The sequence below is a fragment of the Pseudoxanthomonas helianthi genome, from assembly GCF_017939625.1.
GTDB lineage: Bacteria > Pseudomonadota > Gammaproteobacteria > Xanthomonadales > Xanthomonadaceae > Pseudoxanthomonas_A > Pseudoxanthomonas_A helianthi.
In genome coordinates, this window is the sequence record NZ_JAGKTC010000003.1 from 379,047 (window position 1) to 401,817 (window position 22,771).

Annotated in this window: 26 protein-coding genes; 16 read left to right on the plus strand and 10 right to left on the minus strand. The window is 66.1% G+C overall.

The window, feature by feature from the left end; translation table 11 throughout:
• Positions 1 to 59: 59 nt before the first annotated feature.
• From J5837_RS13565 to J5837_RS13585, 5 genes are all read right to left on the minus strand, one after another.
• On the minus strand, positions 60 to 2,330 hold the full coding sequence (locus J5837_RS13565) for a thiamine pyrophosphate-dependent enzyme (protein ID WP_210537297.1): 2,271 nt from the start codon (positions 2,328 to 2,330) through the stop codon (positions 60 to 62).
• 66 nt (positions 2,331 to 2,396) lie between these two features.
• Positions 2,397 to 3,038, minus strand: coding sequence for a glutathione S-transferase family protein (locus J5837_RS13570; RefSeq protein ID WP_244755957.1), 642 nt, complete (start codon positions 3,036 to 3,038; stop codon positions 2,397 to 2,399).
• Positions 3,035 to 3,583 (minus strand): GNAT family N-acetyltransferase, encoded by a 549-nt coding sequence (locus J5837_RS13575; RefSeq protein ID WP_210537299.1) that lies wholly within the window; start codon positions 3,581 to 3,583, stop codon positions 3,035 to 3,037. The genes J5837_RS13570 and J5837_RS13575 overlap by 4 nt, the downstream gene beginning before the upstream one ends.
• Before the next feature lie 13 nt (positions 3,584 to 3,596).
• A complete protein-coding gene (locus J5837_RS13580; RefSeq protein WP_210537300.1) occupies positions 3,597 to 4,763 on the minus strand; it encodes an acyl-CoA dehydrogenase family protein in 1,167 nt (388 codons plus the stop codon).
• 208 nt (positions 4,764 to 4,971) lie between these two features.
• Positions 4,972 to 5,799, minus strand: coding sequence for a glycine zipper 2TM domain-containing protein (locus tag J5837_RS13585; protein WP_210537301.1), 828 nt, complete (start codon positions 5,797 to 5,799; stop codon positions 4,972 to 4,974).
• 172 nt (positions 5,800 to 5,971) lie between these two features.
• Between J5837_RS13585 and J5837_RS13590 the strand changes: the two genes are divergently transcribed.
• Both J5837_RS13590 and J5837_RS13595 read left to right on the plus strand, forming a co-directional pair.
• On the plus strand, positions 5,972 to 6,205 hold the full coding sequence (locus J5837_RS13590; RefSeq protein WP_210537302.1) for a DUF6116 family protein: 234 nt from the start codon (positions 5,972 to 5,974) through the stop codon (positions 6,203 to 6,205).
• 5 nt (positions 6,206 to 6,210) lie between these two features.
• Positions 6,211 to 6,978 (plus strand): TatD family hydrolase, encoded by a 768-nt coding sequence (locus J5837_RS13595; protein WP_342345553.1) that lies wholly within the window; start codon positions 6,211 to 6,213, stop codon positions 6,976 to 6,978.
• A 9-nt stretch (positions 6,979 to 6,987) separates the two neighbouring features.
• Here J5837_RS13595 and J5837_RS13600 read toward each other — a convergent pair whose 3' ends face one another.
• The 5 genes from J5837_RS13600 to J5837_RS13620 form a co-directional block, all read right to left on the minus strand.
• Positions 6,988 to 8,385 carry a replicative DNA helicase gene (locus J5837_RS13600; protein ID WP_210537303.1) on the minus strand — a complete coding sequence of 466 codons (1,398 nt, stop codon included), beginning with the start codon at positions 8,383 to 8,385 and terminating at the stop codon, positions 6,988 to 6,990.
• A 187-nt stretch (positions 8,386 to 8,572) separates the two neighbouring features.
• The gene (rplI, locus tag J5837_RS13605; RefSeq protein ID WP_210537304.1) at positions 8,573 to 9,022 is read right to left on the minus strand and encodes a 50S ribosomal protein L9; all 450 of its coding nucleotides are present in this window, start codon (positions 9,020 to 9,022) and stop codon (positions 8,573 to 8,575) included.
• Positions 9,023 to 9,119: 97 nt separating this feature from the next.
• Entirely contained in the window at positions 9,120 to 9,350 is a 231-nt protein-coding gene (gene rpsR / locus J5837_RS13610; RefSeq protein ID WP_210537305.1) for a 30S ribosomal protein S18, read from the minus strand.
• A 25-nt stretch (positions 9,351 to 9,375) separates the two neighbouring features.
• Complete coding sequence (gene rpsF / locus J5837_RS13615) at positions 9,376 to 9,783, minus strand: 30S ribosomal protein S6 (RefSeq protein WP_210537306.1); 408 nt, start codon at positions 9,781 to 9,783, stop codon at positions 9,376 to 9,378.
• Between the two features lie 173 nt (positions 9,784 to 9,956).
• On the minus strand, positions 9,957 to 10,295 hold the full coding sequence (locus J5837_RS13620) for a HesB/IscA family protein (RefSeq protein ID WP_210537307.1): 339 nt from the start codon (positions 10,293 to 10,295) through the stop codon (positions 9,957 to 9,959).
• A gap of 107 nt (positions 10,296 to 10,402) precedes the next feature.
• Between J5837_RS13620 and asnS the strand changes: the two genes are divergently transcribed.
• The 14 genes from asnS to J5837_RS13690 all read left to right on the plus strand — a co-directional run bounded on the left by asnS (position 10,403) and on the right by J5837_RS13690 (position 22,734).
• A complete protein-coding gene (gene asnS / locus J5837_RS13625; RefSeq protein WP_210537308.1) occupies positions 10,403 to 11,803 on the plus strand; it encodes an asparagine--tRNA ligase in 1,401 nt (466 codons plus the stop codon).
• A 13-nt stretch (positions 11,804 to 11,816) separates the two neighbouring features.
• Positions 11,817 to 12,122 (plus strand): hypothetical protein, encoded by a 306-nt coding sequence (locus J5837_RS13630; RefSeq protein WP_210537309.1) that lies wholly within the window; start codon positions 11,817 to 11,819, stop codon positions 12,120 to 12,122.
• Positions 12,119 to 12,427, plus strand: a complete 309-nt coding sequence (locus J5837_RS13635) for a hypothetical protein (protein WP_210537310.1) — start codon at positions 12,119 to 12,121, stop codon at positions 12,425 to 12,427. The genes J5837_RS13630 and J5837_RS13635 overlap by 4 nt, the downstream gene beginning before the upstream one ends.
• Positions 12,428 to 12,434: 7 nt before the next feature.
• Complete coding sequence (locus tag J5837_RS13640; protein WP_210537311.1) at positions 12,435 to 13,070, plus strand: FMN-binding negative transcriptional regulator; 636 nt, start codon at positions 12,435 to 12,437, stop codon at positions 13,068 to 13,070.
• A 1-nt stretch (position 13,071) separates the two neighbouring features.
• A complete protein-coding gene (locus tag J5837_RS13645) occupies positions 13,072 to 13,860 on the plus strand; it encodes an SDR family oxidoreductase (RefSeq protein WP_210537312.1) in 789 nt (262 codons plus the stop codon).
• Positions 13,861 to 13,902: 42 nt separating this feature from the next.
• Positions 13,903 to 15,330 carry an aldehyde dehydrogenase gene (locus J5837_RS13650; protein ID WP_210537313.1) on the plus strand — a complete coding sequence of 476 codons (1,428 nt, stop codon included), beginning with the start codon at positions 13,903 to 13,905 and terminating at the stop codon, positions 15,328 to 15,330.
• Between the two features lie 7 nt (positions 15,331 to 15,337).
• A complete protein-coding gene (can, locus tag J5837_RS13655) occupies positions 15,338 to 16,003 on the plus strand; it encodes a carbonate dehydratase (RefSeq protein WP_210537314.1) in 666 nt (221 codons plus the stop codon).
• Entirely contained in the window at positions 15,996 to 16,385 is a 390-nt protein-coding gene (locus J5837_RS13660) for a RidA family protein (RefSeq protein ID WP_210537315.1), read from the plus strand. Before can ends, J5837_RS13660 begins: the two co-directional genes overlap by 8 nt.
• Before the next feature lie 4 nt (positions 16,386 to 16,389).
• Positions 16,390 to 16,920 (plus strand): 3-hydroxyanthranilate 3,4-dioxygenase, encoded by a 531-nt coding sequence (locus J5837_RS13665; RefSeq protein ID WP_210537316.1) that lies wholly within the window; start codon positions 16,390 to 16,392, stop codon positions 16,918 to 16,920.
• Positions 16,920 to 17,930, plus strand: a complete 1,011-nt coding sequence (locus J5837_RS13670) for an amidohydrolase family protein (protein ID WP_210537317.1) — start codon at positions 16,920 to 16,922, stop codon at positions 17,928 to 17,930. The genes J5837_RS13665 and J5837_RS13670 overlap by 1 nt, the downstream gene beginning before the upstream one ends.
• Positions 17,931 to 17,952: 22 nt before the next feature.
• Positions 17,953 to 19,224 (plus strand): kynureninase, encoded by a 1,272-nt coding sequence (kynU, locus tag J5837_RS13675; protein WP_210537318.1) that lies wholly within the window; start codon positions 17,953 to 17,955, stop codon positions 19,222 to 19,224.
• Positions 19,225 to 19,298: 74 nt separating this feature from the next.
• Positions 19,299 to 19,766 (plus strand): hypothetical protein, encoded by a 468-nt coding sequence (locus J5837_RS13680; RefSeq protein ID WP_210537319.1) that lies wholly within the window; start codon positions 19,299 to 19,301, stop codon positions 19,764 to 19,766.
• A gap of 161 nt (positions 19,767 to 19,927) precedes the next feature.
• The gene (locus tag J5837_RS13685; RefSeq protein ID WP_210537320.1) at positions 19,928 to 21,610 is read left to right on the plus strand and encodes a long-chain fatty acid--CoA ligase; all 1,683 of its coding nucleotides are present in this window, start codon (positions 19,928 to 19,930) and stop codon (positions 21,608 to 21,610) included.
• Between the two features lie 233 nt (positions 21,611 to 21,843).
• Complete coding sequence (locus J5837_RS13690; RefSeq protein WP_210537321.1) at positions 21,844 to 22,734, plus strand: crotonase/enoyl-CoA hydratase family protein; 891 nt, start codon at positions 21,844 to 21,846, stop codon at positions 22,732 to 22,734.
• The last annotated feature ends 37 nt before the right edge of the window (positions 22,735 to 22,771 follow it).

Genomic DNA, 22,771 nt, shown 5'->3' on the forward strand with positions numbered 1-22,771 from the left:
CTTCGAGCATAGCAGCCGCAGGCGCGCACTGAAGTGCGCTCCTGCCTTCGATGGCGGGTTCAGGCCAGGTTGTCGGCCGCCGCGACGATGTCCTCGTCGCCCGGCAATACCAGGAACGCAGCGCCGGCCAGCGGCGTGTAGGTATCGGCGCCGACCACGCGCCGGAACGGGCGCGCCGCATAGCCGCCCTCGGCGATAGCGGTGATCACGCCCTCGCCCACGCCGGCCGAATGGCGGCCTTCGTCGACGATCAGGATGCGTTTGGCCGATTTCGCCTGTTCGACGATGAACTTTTCGTTCAACGGCACCAGCCAGCGCAGATCGACCACACGCACTTTCCAGCCATGCTTCGCTTCGATGGTGCGGGCTGCGCGCAAGCTCATCGGCACGCCGTTGCCATAGGTGAAGACGACCAGGTCGTCGGCCCCTTCGTTGTAGATCCGCCCCTCCCCCAATGGCATTGCCTCGTCCGGCGCAGGGTATTCGGTCAACCACTGGCCATCGCCCGCTTCGTACAGGTCCTTGGTCATGTACAGCGCGATCGGTTCGAGGAACGCGGTGACGCGCCCGTCGACCTTGGCCAGCGCGGCCAGCGTGCGCAGCATCGTCGCCGCATCGTCCCCGCGCGACGGACAGCCCACGACCAGTCCCGGGATGTCGCGCAGCGCGGTGATCGAGTTGTCGTTGTGGAAATGTCCACCGAAACCGCGCTGGTAGCCCAGGCCGGCGATGCGCACGACCATCGGGTTGCGGTACTGGTTGTTGCTGAAGAACTGCAGGCTGGCCGCTTCGCCGCGGATCTGGTCGCAGGCGTTGTGGAAATACGCGAGGTACTGGATTTCCGGCAGCGGCAGCATGCCCATGTTGGCGTAGCCCTGGGCCAGCCCGAGGATCATCGTCTCGTCCAGCAACGTGTTGAACACGCGGCTGCCCTTGAACGCTTTATGCAAGCCCTTGGTCACGGTGTACACGCCACCCTTCTGCGCCACGTCCTCGCCGAACAGCAGCGTCTCCGGGTACTTGCAGAACAGGTCGTGCAGCGCGTTGTTGATCTGGATGGCCAGATGGCGCGGCGCCTGTTTCTCGGGCAGTTTGTCCTCGCCACCGAACGCGGCGACGCGCTTGTCGTGCTCCGGCGCGCGTGCGGCTTCCTTCGCCACTTCCTTCGGCGAATACGGCGCCAGCGGCGCCATCACCTCGTCCAGCGTGGCGATCTTCGGCCGGCGGTCGGCTTCCTCGGCAGCGGCGAAGCAGCGTTTGCGGATGCCTTCGTACAGCGCCAGCAGCTCTTCCTTCGAATACAGGCCCGACTCCAGCGCGATGGCCGCGCTGCGCAGCAGCGGGTCGCCGGCTTCGACCGCGCACAGTTCCTCGATGGAGCGCCATTCGATCTCGAAGTCGGTGCCGGCGTGGCCCATGATCCGGGTCGTGCGCAGGTGCAGGAAGGTCGGCCGGCGCGTGCGGCGGCAGTGTTCCACCGCCGCCTGTACCTGGCCGTAGCCATTGGCCAGGTCGAGACCATCGGCATGGAAATAGTCCAGGTCGGCGCGGTCGCGGAAATTGCGCCCGATCCAGCCATCCGGCGTCTTCACCGAGATGCCGATGCCATTGTCTTCGCAGACGAACAACACCGGCGCGGGCAGCTTCTGGTAAGCCGTCCATGCCGCGGTGTTGAACGCAGTCTGCGCGGTGGCGTGGTTGCTGGACGCGTCGCCGAACGAACAGATCGCGATGCTGTCTTCGGGGATAGGCAAGGCATGGCCTATGCGCCGCGCCTGCTCGATGGCGACGGCCGTGCCCAGCGCCTTGGGCAGGTGCGAGGCGATGGTCGAAGTCTGCGGCAGCACCCACAACGGCTTGCTGCCCCAGACCTTGTGGCGACCACCGGAAGCCGGATCTTCCGCGCTGGCCGCGAACGACAACGCCGAATCCATCACCGGATCCATGCCGGGCAGCTTGCGGAAGCGCTCGGCCATGAAGCCGCCGCTACGGTAATGCAGGAAGGCCGGGTCGGTATGGCGGGTCAGCCGCGCGACCATCGCGTTGCCTTCGTGGCCCGAGGAACCGATGGTGTAGAAGACCTTGTTCTGCACGCGCAGCACGCGCGCCATCAGGTCGAGGTGGCGCGAGACCAGCTGCGATTCCAGCAGCTCGGCGAAGCCGCGCGCGTCCAGCGCGCTGCCGGTGAGCACCGCGGCGTTGTCCGCCGGCCTGGCGCCGACCGGTCCGTTCCACGCCTGCACGAATTCGACGAAGTTGCGGTCGCAGATTTCGGCGCGGTTGAGCCCCTTCATGCGGGCCGGGATCGGATTCGGAACGGTGGCGAACATTTGGTATCTCGTAGGGCGGGCCGCGGCCCGCCATGTCATTCGAAGGATGGTGGGCTTGAGCCCACCCTACGTGGATTGGTCGATCAGGGCCTGCGCCTGCGCATCGGGTGCGGGCAACGGCACGAAGCCCGGCGTGGCTTCGACGCGCGCCAGCCAACCGCGCAGCGCGGGATACGCATCCAGCGCGATGCCGCCATGCGGGGCGACGCAGGTGTAGGCGTACAGCGCGATATCGGCGATGCCGTAGGCGTCGCCGCTGAACCACGGGTTCGAAGCGAGATGCTTTTCCATCACCGCAAGTGCCGCATGGCCGCGTTCGCGCAGTTTCGGCAGGTCGGCTCGGCGCGGCGAATCGGCCGGCGTCCAGCCGCAGATGAAGCGCGCCACGGCGACGTAGGGTTCATGGCTGTACTGCTCGAAGAACATCCAGCTCAGCGCCTGCGCCTTCTGCCAAGGATCGGACGGCAGGAATTTCGTCCCGTCGGCCAGCCAGCACAGGATCGCGTTCGATTCGACCAGCACGCGGCCGTCGTCGAGTTCGAGCATCGGCACCTTGCCGTTCGGATTCCTCGCCAGGTATTCCGGCGTGCGGGTCGCGCCGCGTGCGCTGTCGGTTTCGACCCACGCATATTCGCGGCCAAGTTGCTCCAGCAGCAGCTTCACCTTGTGGCAGTTGCCTGAAGGCGAAAAGCCATGGACGGTGATCATGCGGCCTGGCCCTTGCGCGCGAACCATTGCTCGCGGGTCTGGCCCCACACATCGACCACGACGTGTTCGAACGGCGCCGGCAGCTTGCCCGGCCCCTTCTTCGTCGAGCCCAGGCGCTGTGCCACCTTCTGCGAGGGGACGTTGCCGGGATCGATGCAATGGATGATGTCGTTCCAGCCGAGGTTGGCGAAGGCCCAGTCGATCGCGGCGGTGCCCGCTTCGGTCGCATAGCCCTTGCCCCACGCGCGCGGATGGAAGGCGTAACCGATTTCGTTGCCCGGCCAGCCTTCCGGCTTCCACGGCCCGATCTGGCCCATCCACAGTCCGCTGGCCTTCTCGATCACGCCGAACATGCCGAAGCCCTGCACGAACCATGCGCCGGGTTGCCACAGGAAACGCCGCCACGCTTCGGCCCGGGTCACGTGTCCGCCGATGAAGCGGGACGCATTCGCATCGCCCTGCATTTCCGCGAAGCCGTCGAAGTCGGTGGCCTGCGGCGGCCGCAGGAGCAGGCGTTCGGTTTCCAGTATCGGACCGGACTGCATGGCGGACTCCAGGTCAGAAAGCGTTGATGCCGGTCAGCTCGCGGCCGATCACCAGCTGGTGCACGGTTTCGGTGCCTTCGTAGGTAATGACCGATTCGAGGTTCAGCGCATGGCGGATCGCGGCGTGTTCGGTGGTGATGCCGGCGCCCCCAAGCAGGTCGCGGCATTCGCGGGCGATGTCGATCGCCATGCGGCAGTTGTTCCACTTCGCGAGCGACACCTGCTGCGGCTGCATGGTGCCGGCATCCTTCAGCCGGCCGAGCTGCAGCACCAGCAATTGCGCCAAGGTGATGCGACGGGCCATGTCGGCCATCTTGATCTGCGCCGACTGCGTGGCCGCCACCGGGCGGTCGAACAGGATGCGTTCCTTGGTGTAGCCCAGCACTTCGTCGAGGCAGGCGATGGCCGCGCCGATCGGGCCCCAGGTGATGCCATAGCGGGCCTGGGTCAGGCAGCCCAGCGGCCCCTTCAGGCCCTTCACGTTCGGCAGGCGGTTCGCATCCGGCACGCGCACGTTGTCGAAGAACAGCGCGCTGGTGACCGACGCGCGCAGCGACATCTTGTGCTTGATCTCCTGCGCGGTGAAACCGGGCATGCCCTTCTCCAGCACGAAGCCCTGGATGCCGTCATCGGTCTGCGCCCAGACGATGGCGATGTCGGCCAGGTTGCCGTTGGTGATCCACATCTTGGAACCGTTGATCACCCAGTCGCCGCCGTCTCGGACCGCGCGGGTCTTCATGTTGGCCGGGTCGGAACCGCCGTGCGGTTCGGTAAGGCCGAAGCAGCCGATCACCTTGCCGGCGGCCATGTCCGGCAGCCAGCGCATGCGCTGTTCCTCGCTGCCGTAGGCGTAGATCGGGTACATGCACAACGAGCTCTGCACGCTGACGAAGCTGCGGATGCCGCTGTCGCCGCGTTCCAGTTCCTGGCAGATCAGGCCGTAGCTGACGCCGTTGAGGCCGGCGCAACCGTACTGTTCCGGCAGCGACGAACCGAGCAGGCCCAGCTCGGCGATTTCCGGGACCAGTTCCTTCGGGAAGCGGCCCTGGTCGAAAGCCTCGCCGATGATCGGGCGCACGCGCTCGTCGGTGAAACGGGCCACGGTGTCCTGCACCGCGCGCTCTTCCTCGCTCAGCAGGGAACGGACATCGAACAGGTCGTAGGGGTTCAGAGCGGGCATCGCCGTGGCCGGTTTGGGAAGCCCGTCATTGTATGCGCCCCGCCGAGACGGCCGTAAGCTTCGGGACGCCAAGGGGATTTCGGCGATTTGCGCGGGTTTTGCCGCGTGGGCCGTGAAAATGCCAGCGCCTGCCGCGCACTGGCGGACCGGGCAAGGAAAAGGCCGGCATCGAGCCGGCCTTTCCATGTTCGATCGAAGAGCGCAGCGATCAACCGTGATCGTTGCTGCCAGCCGCGGAAGCGGTCTGGGTCACGACCTGGCCGTCGATGACCGGCAGGCGGTCCGAAACCGGCTTTTCGTCCATGCGGATGGTCTTTTCCTGGCCCTCGTAGCGATAGGTCACGTCGTAACCCTTGACCACGTCTTCGCTGCCCATCGCGATCCGGTTGCCCGGCTTGCTGTCGACGCGCATCGTACCGGTGGTGCCGTCCGGATTGCGGTAGGTCACGTTGTAGCCGGTCACGCGCGAGCTCTGCGACGAAGCCTGCTCGGTGTGGCACTGGCGCTCGGTGCGGCTGACGACCTTGCCGCCGACATGGCGACGGTCGATCTCGCGGCCGGCGAAACCCCCGCCCACCGCACCGGCCACCGTAGCCAGCTTGCGGCCGTCGCCCTTGCCGACCTGGTTGCCGATCAGGCCACCGATCACCGCGCCGGCGACCGTGCCGCCGACGTTGCCGTCGCGCTCGGGCAGGCGATCCTGCACGACCACGTCGTTGCACACTTCGCGCGGCGTGGTCGTAGTGGTGGTCTCGCGCACCGCCTCGCTGCCGATCACGGTGGCGTACACCTTCTCGCGGCTGGTCACCGGCGTCACCTTGAGCACGTCGGCGTATTGCAGGGCGTTGCCCGGGATCTGGGCGTTGGCCTGGGCGGCATCGTCCAGCGCAGTCGCGCCGACGGCCATCGGCGCCTCGGTACCGGCGACGGGCGCGGACGGCTGCGACGAGCGATTGTTCATGTAGGCCGCGGTCGCCACGCCGCCGACAAGCAGGGCGCCAACCGCAACGAGAGCAGTAGTAGTGGTGCTTTTCATGTCAGCCTCCGGGCGGGTGGTTCCCGCGCTGTGATGATGGCGTAATTCCAGCATGAGAAGGCTGAACGGGACGCCGACCGAAATGGCGCAACCCGGCTGGAACATGAATCGCTGCACCCGGTCACACTCCATGCTAGCGTGATGCCATCGCAACATCTCGGAGCACCGAACGATGGCCACTCCCCTGCTCGCTCCCTTGTTGGGCTGGGCGCAGAAGCTGCGCTACCCCACCCTGTTCAAGCTGGTCGCGGCGTTGTTCGTCGTGGACATGTTCATTCCCGATTTCATTCCCTTCGCCGACGAAATCCTGCTCGGGCTGGGCACGCTGCTGTTGGCGAACTGGAAGAACCGTAAGGCGCCGAACGCCATCGACCAGGCGCCGACGCCGACCGAGCCGCCACGCTGACCGGCGTGCTGGTCGACAGCCACTGCCACCTCGACGCAGCCGAGTTCGATTCCGATCGCGCGGCGGTGGTGTCGCGCGCCCGGGCGTCCGGCGTGCTGCAGCAGGTCGTTCCCGCGGTCGACGCCGCAGGTTGGCCCAAATTGCGCGAGGTCTGCGCGGCCGATGCCGGCCTGTTTCCCGCCTACGGCCTGCATCCGATGTATCTGCGCGAACACCAGCCGGCGCACCTCGACGAGTTGCGCGACTGGATCGAACGCGAACGCCCGGTTGCGGTCGGCGAATGCGGGCTGGATTTCTTCGTCGAAGGCCTCGATACCGACGCGCAGCGTTTCTATTTCGAGGGGCAATTGAAGCTGGCGCGCGAATTCGACCTGCCGGCGATCGTGCATGCGCGCCGCGCGGTCGACGCGGTGATCGCCGCGGTCAAACGCGTCGGCAAGCTGCGTGGCGTCGTGCACAGCTACTCGGGTAGCGCAGAACAGGCGCGCCAGCTGTTCGACCTCGGCTTGCTGATCGGCCTCGGCGGCCCGGTTACCTACGAACGCGCCAACCGCCTGCGCCAGCTCGCCGCAAACGTACCGCTGGACTCGTTGCTGCTGGAAACCGACGCGCCGGACCAGCCGGATTCGCGCCACCGCGGCGAACGCAACGAACCGTCGCGCCTGCCCTTCGTCTGCGAAACCATTGCGGCGCTGCGCGGTGTGGAGCCGCGGGACATCGCCCGGGCGACGGCCGACAACGCGCGCCGGCTGTTCGCCCTGCCGCCGGCCTGAGCCGCAGGTTTATTCGAAGCTGCCCACCGAATCGTGGGCGAGATTGTCGAAGCGGGTGTATTCGCCGAAGAATTTCAGCTTCAATGCACCGGTCGGGCCGCTACGCTGCTTGCCGATGATGATCTCGGCCAAACCCTTGTCGGCCGAATCCTTGTGGTAGTACTCGTCGCGGTAGATGAACACGATGATGTCTGCATCCTGCTCGATGGCGCCGGATTCGCGCAGGTCGGCCATCACCGGACGCTTGTCGGTGCGCGTTTCCAGCGAGCGGTTGAGCTGCGACAAGGCGATCACCGGTACCTTCAGTTCCTTGGCCAGCGCCTTCAGCGAACGCGAAATCTCGGAGATCTCGGTGGCGCGGTTCTCGCTGTTGCCCGGTACAGCCATCAGCTGCAGGTAGTCGATGACGATCAGCCCCAGGCCGTTGTTCTCGCGATGCAGGCGGCGCGACTTGGCGCGCAGCACGTCCGGCGACAGCGCCGGGGTATCGTCGATGAAGATCTTGGTTTCCTTGAGCATGCGGATCGCGCTGGTGACGCGGCTCCAGTCTTCGTCCTCCAGCTGGCCGGTGCGCAGGCGCTGGGCGTTGACCCGGCCGTTCGATGAAATCAGGCGCAGCGCCAATTGCGCAGCCGACATTTCCATCGAAAACACCGCCACCGCCTTCTTCGACTTGATCGCCGCGTATTCGGCGATGTTCAGCGCGAAGGTGGTCTTGCCCATCGCCGGGCGCGCCGCGAGGATGATCAGGTCGGTCGGCTGCAGGCCGGCCGTCATGTCGTCGAACTCGTGGTAACCCGTCGGCAGGCCGGTGATGCTGCCGCCGTTGTTGAAGCGGTCCTGCAGCACGTCGAACGCGTCCTTCAACGCGGTATTGACCGCGGTGAAATCGGTGCGCCCACGCGCGCCGGATTCGGCGATGGCGAACACCTTCTGCTCGGCGGTGGCCAGGAGTTCGGTGGTCTCGCGGCCATCGGGCTGGAAGCCGTCGTTGACGATCTGGGTGCCGACTTCGATCAGCTTGCGCATCACCGCCTTGTCGCGGACGATCTCGGCGTAAGCCGTGATGTTCGCCGCCGAGGGCGTGTTGCTGGCCAACTCGATCAGGTAGGCGCCGCCGGCGACCTGTTCGGACAGCCCCTGCGAGTCGAACCACTCGCCCAGGGTCACCGCATCGCAGGGACGGTCCCTCTCCACCAGGTCGGCAATCGCACGCCAGATCAGCTGGTGGTCGCGGCGGTAGAAATCGTCCGCGGTCAGCTTGTCGCCAACCCGGTCGAACGACTCCGGCGCCAGCATCAGGCCGCCGAGCACCGCCTGTTCGGCCTCGATCGAATGCGGCGGCACGCGCAGTTGCTCGATGCGGGCATCGGAGGGATCGTTGCGGAAACCTGGGCGTGCGGACATGGGAGGTGCGGTTTCCTGCCAACGGAGGGGAATCGGGTCGGCCATGGTAGAGGCTCTGCCTTGCGAGCGTTGCAGATAACCATGTGGATAACCGGTGGGAATCTCACCGGCCGCGACGCGCCGATCCGTGAAACAGAACGGGCGCCTTGCGGCGCCCGTTCATCGCGTGGAAGGCGAAGGCCTGCGATCAGGCTTCGGCTTCGACGACCACCTTCAGCGTGGTTTCCACGTCGGCGTGCAGCTTGGCGATGACTTCGTATTCGCCGACGTTGCGGAACGCGCCTTCGCCCAGCACCACTTCGCTCTTTTCCAGCGGCAGGCCGGCGGCGGTGAAGGCCTCGGCGATATCGCGCGGGCCGACCGAGCCGAACAGCTTGCCTTCGGTCGAGGCGTTGGCCTTGATGGTCACGCTGGCGCCTTCCAGCTTGGCCTTGCGGGCTTCGGCTTCGTCGTGCGCGGCCTTGGCCTTGGCTTCGTACTCGGCGCGCTTGGCTTCGAACGCGGCGATGTTGGCCTCGGTGGCCGGCACGGCCTTGCCCTGCGGCACCAGGTAGTTGCGGCCGTAGCCCGGCTTGACCTTGACCTTGTCGCCCAGGACGCCGAGGTTGGTCACTTTCTGCAGAAGAATCAGTTCCATCGTATTGCTCCGTATTCGTTAGCAGGCAGCGCCTGCAGCGGTTGGCTGTCCGAATGACAGTGGATTGAAGAACCTCCCCGTGCGGGGAGGTTCCGGATTACACGTCGTGGTTGTCGGTGTACGGCAGCAGGGCCAGGAAGCGCGCGCGCTTGACCGCGGTCTGCAGCTGGCGCTGGTAGCGCGACTTGGTGCCGGTCACGCGGCTCGGGACGATCTTGCCGGTTTCGGTCAGGTACTGGCGCAGGGTGTTGAGATCCTTGTAGTCGATCTCTTTCACGCCCTCGGCGGTGAACTTGCAGAACTTGCGGCGGCGGAAGAACTTGGACATGTCGGGCTGCTCCTAGAAAGCGTGGTCAGGCGGCTTCGGCGGTTTCGGAATCGGCCGTGCCGACGCCTTCTTCGTCATCGCGACGACGACGCTCGGGCTTGTCGCCCTTCTCGTCCTTGCTCTTCATGATCAGGGACATTTCGGTGTCGGCGCCGTCGCGCTTGATCACCAGGTGGCGCAGGATGGCGTCGTTGAAGCGGAAGCCTTCGGTCAGCTCGGCGAGCACTGACTGGTCGGCCTCGATGTTGAGCAGGACGTAGTGGGCCTTGACCAGGTTCTGGATCGGGTAGGCCAGCTGGCGGCGGCCCCAGTCTTCCAGGCGGTGGATCTTGCCGTTGCCGTTCTCGACCAGCGCCTTGTAGCGCTCGATCATCGCCGGCACCTGTTCGCTCTGGTCCGGATGGACCAGGAACACGATTTCGTAATGACGCATGTTGTTGATTTCCTTAAGGATATCGAGCCAGAGCCGATGAAGGGCCTGTTCCGAAAGCCCCCCGCCAGCCGGAATTGGCCGCGGTAGGGCAAGGTCTCCCGGCGAGCGGGAGCCGGAAATTATGGCAGTTCAATGGGTTGCGCGCAAATATGCGTTTCCGCGGCGCGGAGGAATCAGGCGGCGTCGGCCTGGGTGGTGAAGCTTTCGCCGCAACCGCATTCGGCGGTGGCGTTCGGGTTCCTGAAGACGAAGGTCTCGCCCAGGCCCTGCTTGGCGAAATCGATCTCGGTGCCGTCGACCAGCGCCAGGCTGTCGGCATCCACGTAGATCTTCACGCCGTCCTGTTCGAACACGGTGTCGCCCGGGCGCTCGTCGCGGGCCAGGTCGGCCACGTGGCCCCAGCCGGAACAGCCGGTGCGGGTCACGCCGAAACGCAGGCCCAGCGCGCCCGGGGTCTGGCGGACGAAACGCTGCACGCGTTCGAAGGCAACGGGGGTCAGGGTCACGGCCATGGATACGCTCCTCTTGCGGACATCATACGCCGCAGGCGCCGGCACTTGCGGCGGCTACGGTAAACTCCGCGTTCCATAGATTGAGCTGATCGGCAAGGATTCAAGTCATGACGGTGGTGAGCGTCGAACATGCGTTGGCGGGCAAGATTCCGGCCGGCGGCGAAGTCACGGTGCGCGGCTGGGTGCGCACGCGGCGCGACTCCAAGGCAGGCCTGTCCTTCGTCAATGTCAGCGACGGCTCCTGTTTCGCGCCGATACAGGTGGTCGCCCCGGCCACGCTGGACAACTACGAATCCGAAGTGAAGCACCTCAGCACCGGCTGCGCGGTGGTCGCCACTGGCACACTGGTCGCCTCCCAGGGCCAAGGCCAGAGCTACGAGATCCAGGCCAGCAAGGTGGAAGTGGTCGGCTGGGTCGAGGATCCCCTCACCTACCCGATGCAGCCCAAGCAGCACTCGCTGGAATACCTGCGCGAATTCGCCCATCTGCGCCCGCGCACCAACCTGTTCGGCGCGGTCACCCGCATCCGCAACTGCCTGGCCCAGGCGGTGCACCGCTTCTTCCACGAGCGCGGCTATTGCTGGATCAGCACGCCGATCATCACCACTTCCGATGCCGAGGGCGCCGGGCAGATGTTCCGCGTGTCCACGCTGGACCTGGCCAACCTGCCGCGCGACGCCAACGGCGAAGTCGATTTCTCCCGCGACTTCTTCGGCAAGGAAACCTTCCTGACCGTGTCCGGCCAGCTCAACGTCGAGGCCTACTGCCTCAGCCTGAGCAAGGTCTACACCTTCGGTCCCACCTTCCGTGCCGAGAACAGCAACACCACGCGCCACCTGGCCGAGTTCTGGATGGTCGAACCGGAGATCGCCTTCGCCGACCTGGCCGAGGACGCGCGCGTCGCCGAGGAGTTCCTCAAGTACCTGTTCCGGGCGGTGCTCGACGAACGCGCCGACGACATGGCCTTCATCGCCGAACGCGTGGACAAGAACGCCATCGCCAAGCTGGAGGCCTTCGTCAACGCGCCGTTCGAGCGCATCGAATACACCGATGCGGTGGCGTTGCTGCAGAAGTCCGGGCAGAAGTTCGACTTTCCGGTCGAATGGGGCCTGGACCTGCAGACCGAGCACGAGCGCTGGCTGACCGAACAGCACGTCGGACGCCCGGTGGTGGTGACCAACTACCCCGAGCACATCAAGGCCTTCTACATGCGCCTGAACGACGACGGCAAGACCGTCGCCGCGATGGACGTGCTGGCCCCGGGCATCGGCGAGATCATCGGCGGCTCACAGCGCGAGGAGCGCCTCGACGTGCTCGATGCGCGCATGGCCCAGTTCGGTCTGGATCCGGCGCATTACGGCTGGTATCGCGACTTCCGCCGCTACGGCACGATCCCGCACGCGGGCTTCGGCCTCGGTTTCGAGCGGCTGGTGGTGTACGTGTGTGGGCTGTCGAACATCCGCGATGCGATCCCCTACCCGCGTGCGCCGGGCAACGCGGAGTTTTGATGCGGACTTCCGAATGATCCTGTTCTTCGCCCTGTGTTTCGTCGGCGTCGCCATCGCGGGGTTCTGCGCCTTCGTGATCTTCTGGCCGCTGACACTGGTGCACGTGCGCGACCGCCACGAGGCGATCGCCACCCAACTTGGCAGTGGCGCGTTCCTCAAGCCGGAAGCGCTGGGCTGGTTGCTGAGCCGGCGCTATCGGCAGACCGGCGATGCTTCGTTGACCGGGCTGGCCACGCCGGCGCTGGTGTCGTTGTGGACGATCTTCGGCGCGCTGGCGATGGCCGGCCTGTTGTGGCTGTTTTCCCTGGTGGTGTCATGAGCGATTCCGGTTTCGAACAGTGGTGGCTGGCCAGTCTTGGCCGCACGCTGGTGTGGGCGCGGCTGCGGGTGCTCGAGGCCGGCACCGCCGAGGTGTTCGACAGCGATGGCCGCATCCAGGCCTATCCGAGCGAGGACGACGCCCGCTCAGCGCTGCTGGACGCCGAATTCGTCGCATTCGACGGGCTGGACGAGGACGACGCAGCGGAACGCGGCTTCGTGCTGGGCGAACTGGCTCCGCCGCGTGCGACCGACGACGAATCGCTGCGGGCGCAGATGGTGCAGCAACTGCCATCGCGGCACTGAGATCGCCATGTACCTGCCGCGCGCCTTCGCCGAGACCGATCTGGACGCGCTGGACAGGCTCGCCGCCGCCGACAGCTTCATCACCCTGCTGACCGTACGCGACGGTTCGCCCGAATTGAGCCATCTGCCGGTGCTTTACCGCCGCGACGGCGAGCGCGTCGAGCTGATCGGCCACTGGGCCCGGCCCAATCCGCAGGCCGGACATGAAGGCGCGGCGCTGGCGATCTTCCACGGCCCGCACGCCTACGTGTCGCCCAGCTGGTATCCCGACAAGGAAGCCGCGGCGCGCGTGCCGACCTGGAACTACGCCGTCGCCCATCTGCACGGAACCCTGCACGCGTTCGACGACGACACCGCGCTGATCGAGGTCGTCGACGGCCTGAGCCGTTTCCATGAAGCCGCCGTCGGCAGCGACTGGCGTTTCGAACCCGAACGCGACGACCATCGCCGGCAACTGCGCGGCATCGTCGGTTTCCGCTTCGTCGCCGAACGCATCGAATTGAAGTTCAAACTCAGCCAGAACCATCCGATGGCGAACCGCGAAGCGGTCTCCGCGCAGTTGCAGGCGCAATCGCGCGAAGCCAGCAAGGCCGTCGCCGGACTGATGCGCGAACGCATGTCGCGCGAACCGAACGGAGATTGACGTGGACCTGAACCTCGCCGGCAAACACGCGCTGGTCTGCGGCGCCTCGGTCGGCATCGGCCGTGCCGCCGCGCAGGAACTCGCCCTGCTCGGCGCCAGCGTCACCGTGTTGGCGCGCAGCGCGGACAAGCTGGAACGGGTCGTGGCGGAGTTGCCGCGCGGCATCGGCGGACAACCGCATGGATTCATCGCCGCCGATGTTTCCGATACGCAGGGACTGGGCTCGCAAATACAAGCGCTGGCCTCGGAACGCCCGGTGCACATCCTGGTCAACAACACCGGCGGTCCGCCGGGTGGCCGTGCGGTCGACGCCGATGCGGAAGCCTACCTCGACGCATTCCGCCGCCATCTGCTGGCCAACCAGGCCCTGGTCGCCGCCGTGCTTCCCGGCATGCAGGCCGCGCATTGGGGACGCATCGTCAACGTGATCTCGACTTCCGTGAAGGAACCCATCGCCAACCTCGGCGTCTCCAATACCGTGCGCGGCGCCGTCGCCAGCTGGGCGAAAACGCTGTCGCGCGAACTGGGCCCGTCCGGCATCACCGTCAACAACGTGCTGCCGGGCTACACACGCACGCAGCGTCTCGAACAGATCCTCGACGATCGCGTTGCCGCGACCGGCAAGACTCGTGAACAGATCGGAGAAACCATGTTGGCTTCGGTGCCGGTCGGACGTTTCGCCGAAGCCGCCGAGATCGCCGCGGCCATTGCCTTCCTCGCCAGTCCGGCCGCGGCCTACGTCAATGGCGTCAGCTTGGCCGTCGATGGCGGGCGGATGCAGTCGATCTGACGCTCTCCCGGGGGGAGAAGGAAAAGCTTTAGACTTCCGCGCATGCGCCAACTGACCCATTGGATAAACGGCGAAGCCCGGCCTGCGCGCGACGGTGGCTGGCTGGATGTCTTCGCTCCCGCGACTCGCCAGGTCCACGCGCAGGCCGCCGACGGCAACGCACACGACGTCGAAGCCGCGGTCGCCGCCGCTGCGGCGGCATTTCCCGCCTGGTCGTCGCTGCGCAATTCGGAACGCGCGGCCTGGCTGGAAAGGCTGGCCGTCGCGCTGGAAGCGCGCATCGAGGACTTCGCCCGCGCCGAATCGCTCGATGGCGGCAAACCTGTCCGGTTGGCGCGCGAAGTGGAAATCCCGCGCGCGATAGCCAACCTGCGCTTCTTCGCCCAGGCCGCCGTGCAGTTTTCCAGCGAATCGCACCACGGCGAGGCGGGACTGAACTACACCTTGCGCCAGCCGCTGGGCGTGGTCGGCTGCATCAGCCCATGGAACCTGCCGTTGTACCTGTTCACGTGGAAGATCGCGCCCGCACTGGCCGCCGGCAACACGGTGGTGGCCAAGCCTTCGGAGGTGACGCCGTTGACCGCGACGTTGCTGGGCGAGTTGTGCGGCGAGATCGGTTTCCCGCGCGGCGTGCTGAACATCGTCCACGGCATCGGTCCGAACGTAGGCGAACCCTTGGTGGCGCATCCCGTCGTCAAGGCCGTGTCGTTCACCGGCAGCACTCGCGTTGGCCAACGTATCGCCGCCCTCGCCAGCCCGCAGTTGAAGAAGGTGTCGCTGGAACTCGGCGGCAAGAACCCGACGCTGGTATTCGCCGACAGCGACTGGCGGGCGAACCTGGACACGCTGGCGCGTTCGGCTTTCCAGAATTCCGGACAGATCTGCCTGTGCGGTTCGCGCATCCTGGTCGAACGCGCCATCTACGACGAATTCCGCGACGCCTTCGTCGAACGCACGAAAGCGTTGCGCCTTGGCGACCCGACCGATGCGGCGACCGATCTTGGCCCGCTGGTTTCGCAAGGGCACTTCGACAAGGTGACTGCCTGCGTCGAACGCGCTCGCGCCGAGGGAGGCCGCTTCCTGTTGGGCGGCAAGGCTTCGACCCTGGGCGGCTGGTACGTGGACCCCACGCTGATCGAAGGCCTCGGTCCCGACACGGCGACCAATCAGGAAGAAATCTTCGGCCCGGTCGCCACACTGCAAGCCTTCGACAGCGACGAAGAAGCGCTGGCGCTCGCCAACGCGTCCGACTACGGCCTGGCCGCCTCGATATGGACGCGGGACCTGCAACGCGCGCACCGTGTCGCCGCCGGGCTGCGCATCGGCATCGTCTGGATCAATACCTGGCTGATGCGCGATCTGCGCACGCCATTCGGCGGCGTGGGCCAATCCGGTCTGGGCCGCGAAGGCGGCGCCGAAGCGATGCGCTTCTTCACCGAAGCGAAAAACGTTTGCCTGTCTCTGGGATAATCGACGCATGACCGACCTCGACGATCTGCTGCAGAACAACCGCGAATGGGCCGAGCGCATCCGCAAGGAAGACCCCGGCTTCTTCAAGCGCCTGTCGCAGCAGCAATCGCCCAAGTACCTGTGGATCGGCTGCTCCGATTCGCGGGTGCCGGCCAACCAGATCCTGGGCCTCGATCCGGGTGAGGTGTTCGTCCACCGCAACATCGCCAACGTGATGTCGCATGGCGACCTCAATGCGCTGTCGGTGATCCAGTTCGCCGTCGACATCCTCAAGGTCGAACACATCCTGCTGGTCGGGCACTATGGCTGCGGCGGCGTGCACGCGGCCCTGACCGGCGCGCGGGTCGGCCTGGCCGACAACTGGTTGCGCCACGTCGGCGACGTGGCGACCAAGCACGCCGCAATGCTGGAGCAGGTCGAAACCGAATCGTTGCGCCATGCCCGCCTGTGCGAACTGAACGTGATCGAACAGGTGTTCAACGTCTGCCAGACCACGGTGGTCGAAGACGCCTGGGCGCGCGGCCAGAAGCTGGCCGTGCACGGTTGGGTCTACAGCCTGTTCGACGGCCGTGTGCGCGAACTGGGTATGGACGTGGACGCGCCGGACAAGCTGCACGCCACCTACCGGTCCGCGCTGGCCGGTGTGCCGGTCAAGGGCAAGCGCGATGAATGACGGCGTGCACGCCGGTGCCGCCCCTGCGCCGGTCGGGCATTACCCGCATGCCCGCCGCGTCGGCGATCTGCTGTTCCTGTCCGGCATCGGCCCACGCGACCCCGCGACCGACGCCATTCCCGCCGGCATCGAGGCGCAGACCCGCGCGGTGTTCGCCAACGTGCGCGCCGTACTCGATGCCAGTGGCGCCCGCTGGGAAGACCTGGTCGACGTGACCGTGTACCTGACCGACATGGCCGGGGACTTCAAGGCATACAACGCGGTCTGGGCCGAATTCTTCCCCGACCCGTCGATCGCGCCGTGCCGCACCACGTTGGGAATCACGGCGTTGCCGACGCCGATCTCGATAGAACTGAAGTGCGTCGCTGTCGTCAAGGAGTGAAGCCATGCTTCCGAACCCGATCAACCTGCAAGCCTGGATCGACGAGCATCGCCACCTGCTGAAGCCGCCGGTCGGCAACAAGGTGATCTACGCCGGCGACTTCATCGTGATGGTCGTCGGCGGGCCGAACCAGCGCACCGATTACCACTGGGATGAAGGTCCGGAATGGTTCTACCAGCTCGAGGGCGAGATGGTGCTGCGCATCCAGGAAGACGGCGCCGTGCGCGATATCCCGATCAAGGCCCGGGAAGTCTTCCTGCTGCCGCCGCGCGTACCGCATTCGCCGCAGCGCATGCCCGACTCGGTCGGCCTGGTCATCGAACGCAGGCGCTTGCCGCATGAAGACGACGGCCTGCTGTGGTTCTGCGAACGCTGCAACCACAAGCTGTACGAGGAATACTTCCACCTGCACGACATCGAGAAGGATTTCCCGCCGGTGTTCGACCGCTTCTACGCCTCGCGCGAACACCGCACCTGCAAGCAATGCGGGCACCTGAACCCGGCGCCGTCGCGTTACGAATTCGCCGACACCTGATGCTGAAGATCGACACCCACGCCCATTACCTGCCGCGCGACTGGCCGGACCTGGCGCGCAAGTACGGCGACGAGCGTTTTCCGGTGATCCACCACGGCGACGACGGTCGCGCGCGCATCTACAAGGACGGCAAGTTCTTCCGCGAGATCTGGCCGAAAACCTGGGACCCGCAGGTGCGCATCGCCGACTACGCGCGCTTCGGCGTGCAGGTACAGGTGATCAGCACCGTGCCGGTGATGTTCAGTTATTGGGCCAAGCCGAACCAGGCCCTGGAATTGCATGCCGCACTGAACGACCACATGGCCGAGGCCTGCCGCGAATATCCCCGCAATTACGCCGGCATCGGCACGGTACCGCTGCAGTCGCCGCGACTGGCGGTGCAGGAGCTGGAACGCTGCATGGACCAGCTTGGGCTGCAGGGCGTGCAGATCGGTTCGCATATCGGCGTATGGAATCTGGACGCGCCGGAACTGTTCGAATTCTTCGAGGCCGCCAGCGACCTCGGCGCTGCGATCCTGGTGCACCCGTGGGACATGATGGGCAGCGAAAGCATGCCGAAGTACTGGCTGCCATGGCTGGTCGGCATGCCCGCCGAACAATCGCGCGCCGCCTGCTGCCTGGTGTTCGGCGGCGTGCTCGAGCGCCTGCCGAAGCTGAAGATCTGCCTGGCCCATGGCGGCGGCAGTTTCCCCTACACCATCGGCCGCATCGAACACGGCTTCAACATGCGCCCGGACCTGGTCGCGACCGACAACCCCGGCAATCCGCGCGATTACCTGAAGCAGTTGTACTTCGATTCGTGGGTTGCCGATCCGCGCGCCTTGCGCTACCTGCTGGACACCACCGGCGTGGACCGGGTGATGCTGGGCACCGACTATCCGTTCCCGCTGGGCGAACAGGAGCCTGGCGCCGGCATCGCCGCGCTCGGACTTTCCGAAACCGAACAGGCCCGCCTGTACCACGGCACGGCGCTGGAGTGGTTGGGCCTGTCGCCGTCGCGCTTCGCTTGAACTCCTGGATCCTGGAATACGCATGACCGACCCGCTTTCGCGCGAGTACGCCCTCGCCCTCGACGCCGCCCACCCGCTACGGCGTTTCCGCGACGAGTTCCTGTTCCCTCGCCATGGCGAGGGCGAACAAACCTATTTCGTCGGCAATTCGCTGGGCCTGCAGCCGCGCGGTGCGCGGGCAAGGGTCGAGGAAGTGCTGGACAAGTGGGCGAACGAAGCGGTCGAAGGCCATTTCACCGGCAACGCGCAGTGGATGGACTACCACGAGCTGGCGCGCGAGCCGCTGGCGCGCGTGGTCGGCGCGCAGCCGGCCGAGGTGGTGGCGATGAATTCGCTGACCGCGAACCTGCACTTCATGCTGGTCAGCTTCTATCGCCCCACCCGCGAACGGCCGGCGATCCTGATGGAGGCCGGCGCGTTTCCATCCGATCGTTACGCGCTGGAATCGCAGGTGCGTTTCCACGGCTTCGATCCGGCCACCGACCTGATCGAACTCGAGCCCGACGCGGATGGCCTGTTCTCGATGGAAGCGATCGAACGCGCGATCGCCGAGCACGGTCCGCGCCTGGCGCTGGTGTTGTGGCCGGGCGTGCAGTACCGCACCGGCCAGGCGTTCGACCTTGCCGAAATCACGCGACTCGGCCACGCGCAAGGCGCGATGGTCGGCTTCGACCTGGCCCACGCCGCGGGCAACCTGCCGTTGCGATTGCACGATTGCGGCGCCGACTTCGCGGTGTGGTGCCATTACAAGTACATGAACTCCGGGCCCGGCGCGGTCGCCGGCTGTTTCGTCCACGAGCGCCACGCACGCGCCGACCGTCCGCGTTTCGCCGGCTGGTGGGGCCATGACGCGACGACCCGCTTCCGCATGGGACCGGAATTCGTGCCCACGCCGGGTGCCGATGGCTGGCAGCTGAGCAATCCACCGATCCTCGGTCTGGCGCCGCTGCTGGCTTCGCTGGAACTGTTCGACCAGGCCGGCATGCCGGCGTTGCGGGCGAAGTCCGAAGCGCTGACCAGCTATCTGGAAACGCTGATCCGCGCGCGCCTGGCGGATACGCTGGAAATCGTCACCCCGCGCGAAACCGAACGCCGCGGCGCGCAGTTGTCGTTGCGCGTGGCCGGTGGCCGGCAGTGCGGGCGGGCGTTGTTCGAAGCGCTGGCGGCCGCCGGCGTGCTCGGCGACTGGCGCGAACCGGACGTGATCCGCATTTCGCCGGCACCGCTGTACAACCGGTTCATCGATGTGCACCACTTCGTTGAGGAAACTGAAGCGTGGCGCAGCGCGAACTGAGCGCCCGCAGGCCATCCAGCTGCGGGACAGGCGCGCATCGCTAGGATCGGCGGGTCTCCACCCCGGCTCCGCAGATGAAGTCCCTGATCGTTTCCCTCGCATTGCTCCCCGCGCTGGTTGCGGCCGGTTCGGTACACGCGGCCGGCAACAAGCCGCCGACTTCGCGCTGGGAAGCGCGTTCGGCCGGCAAATCCTCGGTCGCCCTGGTGGCAGGTCCGGGCGCGCTGCAAACCGTCAGCCTGATGTGCCGCGACGGTGCGCCGGTGATCGCCCTGGTATTGAAACCCGGCCAACCGACCAGCCAGCCCGCGCAACTGGCGATCAATTTCGGCGTGATGCGCGTCGACCTGCCGCTGACCCGCAGTCCCGACCGCGGCAACATCTGGTACAGCGATCTGCGCGCTTCACCGTTGCCGAAGTTGCTGGCCAGCCAATCCGGCAAGGCCGCCGTGGCGCTGAACGGTACGCCGCAAGGCGACCTGTCGTTGCAAGGCTCCACCCAAGCCAGTCGCACCGCATTGGGTGCCTGCTACCGATATTGAGTTCGGACACGGGTCGGTATCGAAGAGGCGCCGCGCGGATGCTGCGTCGCAACAGCAAATTCCCCGTCGATCGGCTTCCGATTCCTCCATTCGTGACGGTATGCTGCATGGGCTGCGTGCATTCGACGCGCGCGGCCTACTAGCCTGGGGAGGAAGCGAGCATGGTTGCAGATCGGCCTTGGTACGGGAGCTACCCGCAGGGAGTGCCGCACGAGATCGACATGGACGAATACCGTTCGGTCGTCGACGTGTTCGAAACCGCGGTCGCCCGCTTCCGCGACCTCCCCGCCTTCAGCAACTTCGGCAAGCGCATCAGTTATGCCGAACTCGACCGGCTGAGCCAGCAGTTCGCCTCGTACCTGCTCAACGAGCTGAAGCTCAAGAAAGGCGACCGCGTCGCCATCATGATGCCCAACTGCCTGCAGTACCCCATCGCGGTGTTCGGCGTGCTGCGCGCGGGCCTGACCGTGGTCAACGTCAACCCGCTGTACACGCCGCGCGAACTGAAGCATCAGCTGGTCGACGCCGGTGCCGCTGCGTTGGTGGTGATCGACAACTTCGGCGCCACGGTGCAGGAAGTGATCGCCCAGACCCCGGTCCGCCACGTGGTCACCACCGGCATGGGCGACCTGCTCGGCTTCCCCAAGGGCGCGCTGATCAACTTCGTGCTGAAGTACGTGAAGAAGCTGGTGCCCGACTACGACCTGCCGGGTGCTCGACGCTTCAACGATGCGTTGTCGCTGGGCGCGCTGCATGCGCTGCCGCAGGTCGACGTTGCCGCCGAGGACATCGCCTTCCTGCAATACACCGGCGGCACCACCGGCGTGGCCAAGGGCGCGATGCTGACCCACCGCAACCTGGTCGCCAACCTGCAGCAGGCTTCGGCCTGGCTGGGCCACGAGCTCGAATACGGCCAGGAAGCCATCGTCACCGCGCTGCCGCTGTACCACATCTTCGCGTTGACGGCGAACTGCCTGGTCTTCATCAAGCTCGGCGGGTTGAACTACCTGATCAGCAACCCGCGCGACATGCCCGGTTTCGTCAAGGAGCTGCGCAAGATCCGCTTCACCGCCATCACCGGCGTCAACACGCTGTTCAATGGCCTGCTCAACACGCCCGGCTTCGACCAGGTCGATTTCTCCAGCCTGAAGATGACCTTGGGCGGCGGCATGGCCGTGCAGCGCGCGGTGGCCGAGCGCTGGAAGAAAGTCACCGGCGTGACCCTGGTCGAGGCCTACGGCCTGACCGAAACCTCGCCGGCCGCGTGCATCAATCCGTTGACCCTGAAGGACTACAACGGTTCGATCGGCCTGCCGATCCCGTCCACCGACGCCTGCGTCAAGGACGACGACGGCAACATCTTGGGCATGGGCGAAGTCGGCGAACTGTGCATCAAGGGCCCGCAGGTGATGAAGGGTTACTGGCAGCGCCCCGAGGAAACCGCCAAGGTCATCGACGCCGACGGTTGGCTGCACACCGGCGACGTGGCCAAGATGGATGCGAACGGCTACTTCTACATCGTCGACCGCAAGAAGGACATGATCCTGGTCTCCGGCTTCAATGTGTATCCGAACGAGGTCGAAGACGTGATCGCGGGCCTGGACGGCGTGCTCGAAGTCGCTGCGGTCGGCGTGCCCGACGAGAAGTCCGGCGAGGCGGTCAAGGTATTCATCGTGAAGAAGAACCCCGCGCTCACGGCCGAGGACGTGAAGGCCTATTGCCGCGAAAACCTGACCGGTTACAAACAGCCCAAATTCGTCGAATTCCGCACCGAACTGCCGAAGACCAATGTCGGCAAGATCCTGCGCAAGGAACTGCGCGAGGTCCCCGCCAAGGCTGGCTGAGCCGGGCCGCGGCGGTGGGCAAAGGCCGGCGCAAGCCGGCCTTTTTCGTGGGCGGCGTCCGGCCCCCGCGCCCGGCCGCCGGGCGCGTATTTGCTACGCAGGTCACGCTTTTCGCCAGACGCCCCTCGACAAGCGGGCCGGCGGCTGCTAGCGGCGCCCGGCAGGTATAGCATCGTCGCGCGACCGTGCAAACGGTTTCGTCGACCCTGCCATGTCCTATCCGGAGCCTTGCCATGTCCCTGTTCGAAAACATCCCCGTCGTCCCCGCCCCCTCGTTGATCCGCCACCAGGTCGACGCCGCCAACCAGACCGACTGGTGCTTCATGCACTCCAGTCCGCCGGACATCTACCACCCGTGCTTCTCCGAGCAGCTGCTGAACGAAATGAAGCACAGCCAGGACGTGTTGCGCCGCCGCCTGTCCGCCGATACCGATCCGCAGGCCGGCATCCACCACCTGGTGCTGGCTTCGGACGATCCCAACGTGTTCAACCTCGGCGGCGACCTTTCGCTGTTCCTCAAGCTGATCCGCAGCGGCAACCGCGGTCGCCTGCTCGAGTACGCACGCCTGTGCGTGGAAGTGGCGTACAACTTCTCGCGCCTGTACGAAGACCGCGTGCACAGCATCGCGGTGATCCAGGGCGACGCGCTCGGCGGCGGCTTCGAAGCGGCGCTGTGCTGCCACACGATCATCGCCGAGGAAGGCGCCGGCATGGGTTTCCCCGAAGTCCTGTTCGACCTGTTCCCGGGCATGGGCGCGTACACCTTCCTGACCCGCCGGGTGCCGGCCGCGAAGGCCGAACGCATGATGCTGGACGCGCGCACCTATCCGGTCGAGGAATTGCTGGAAATGGGCGTGGTCGACTACGTCGTGCCGAAGGGCGAAGGCCAGCAGTTCGCGCGCGAACTGATCCGCAGGCACAAGCGCATGGGCAACGCGTTGCGTTCGATGAATTCGGTGCGCCAGGCCAGCAAGCCGGTGACGCTGGACGAACTGCTGGCGGTGACCACCGAATGGGTCGATGCGGCGATGCGCCTCAACGAACGCGCCCTGCGCACCATGGAACGCCTGGTCCGCGCGCAGCAGCGTCGTGCCGAAACCACGCCGCAGGCCATCTCGGCCTGATCAGCGGGGGAAGAAGCTGGCGGCGACTGGGAGGCCG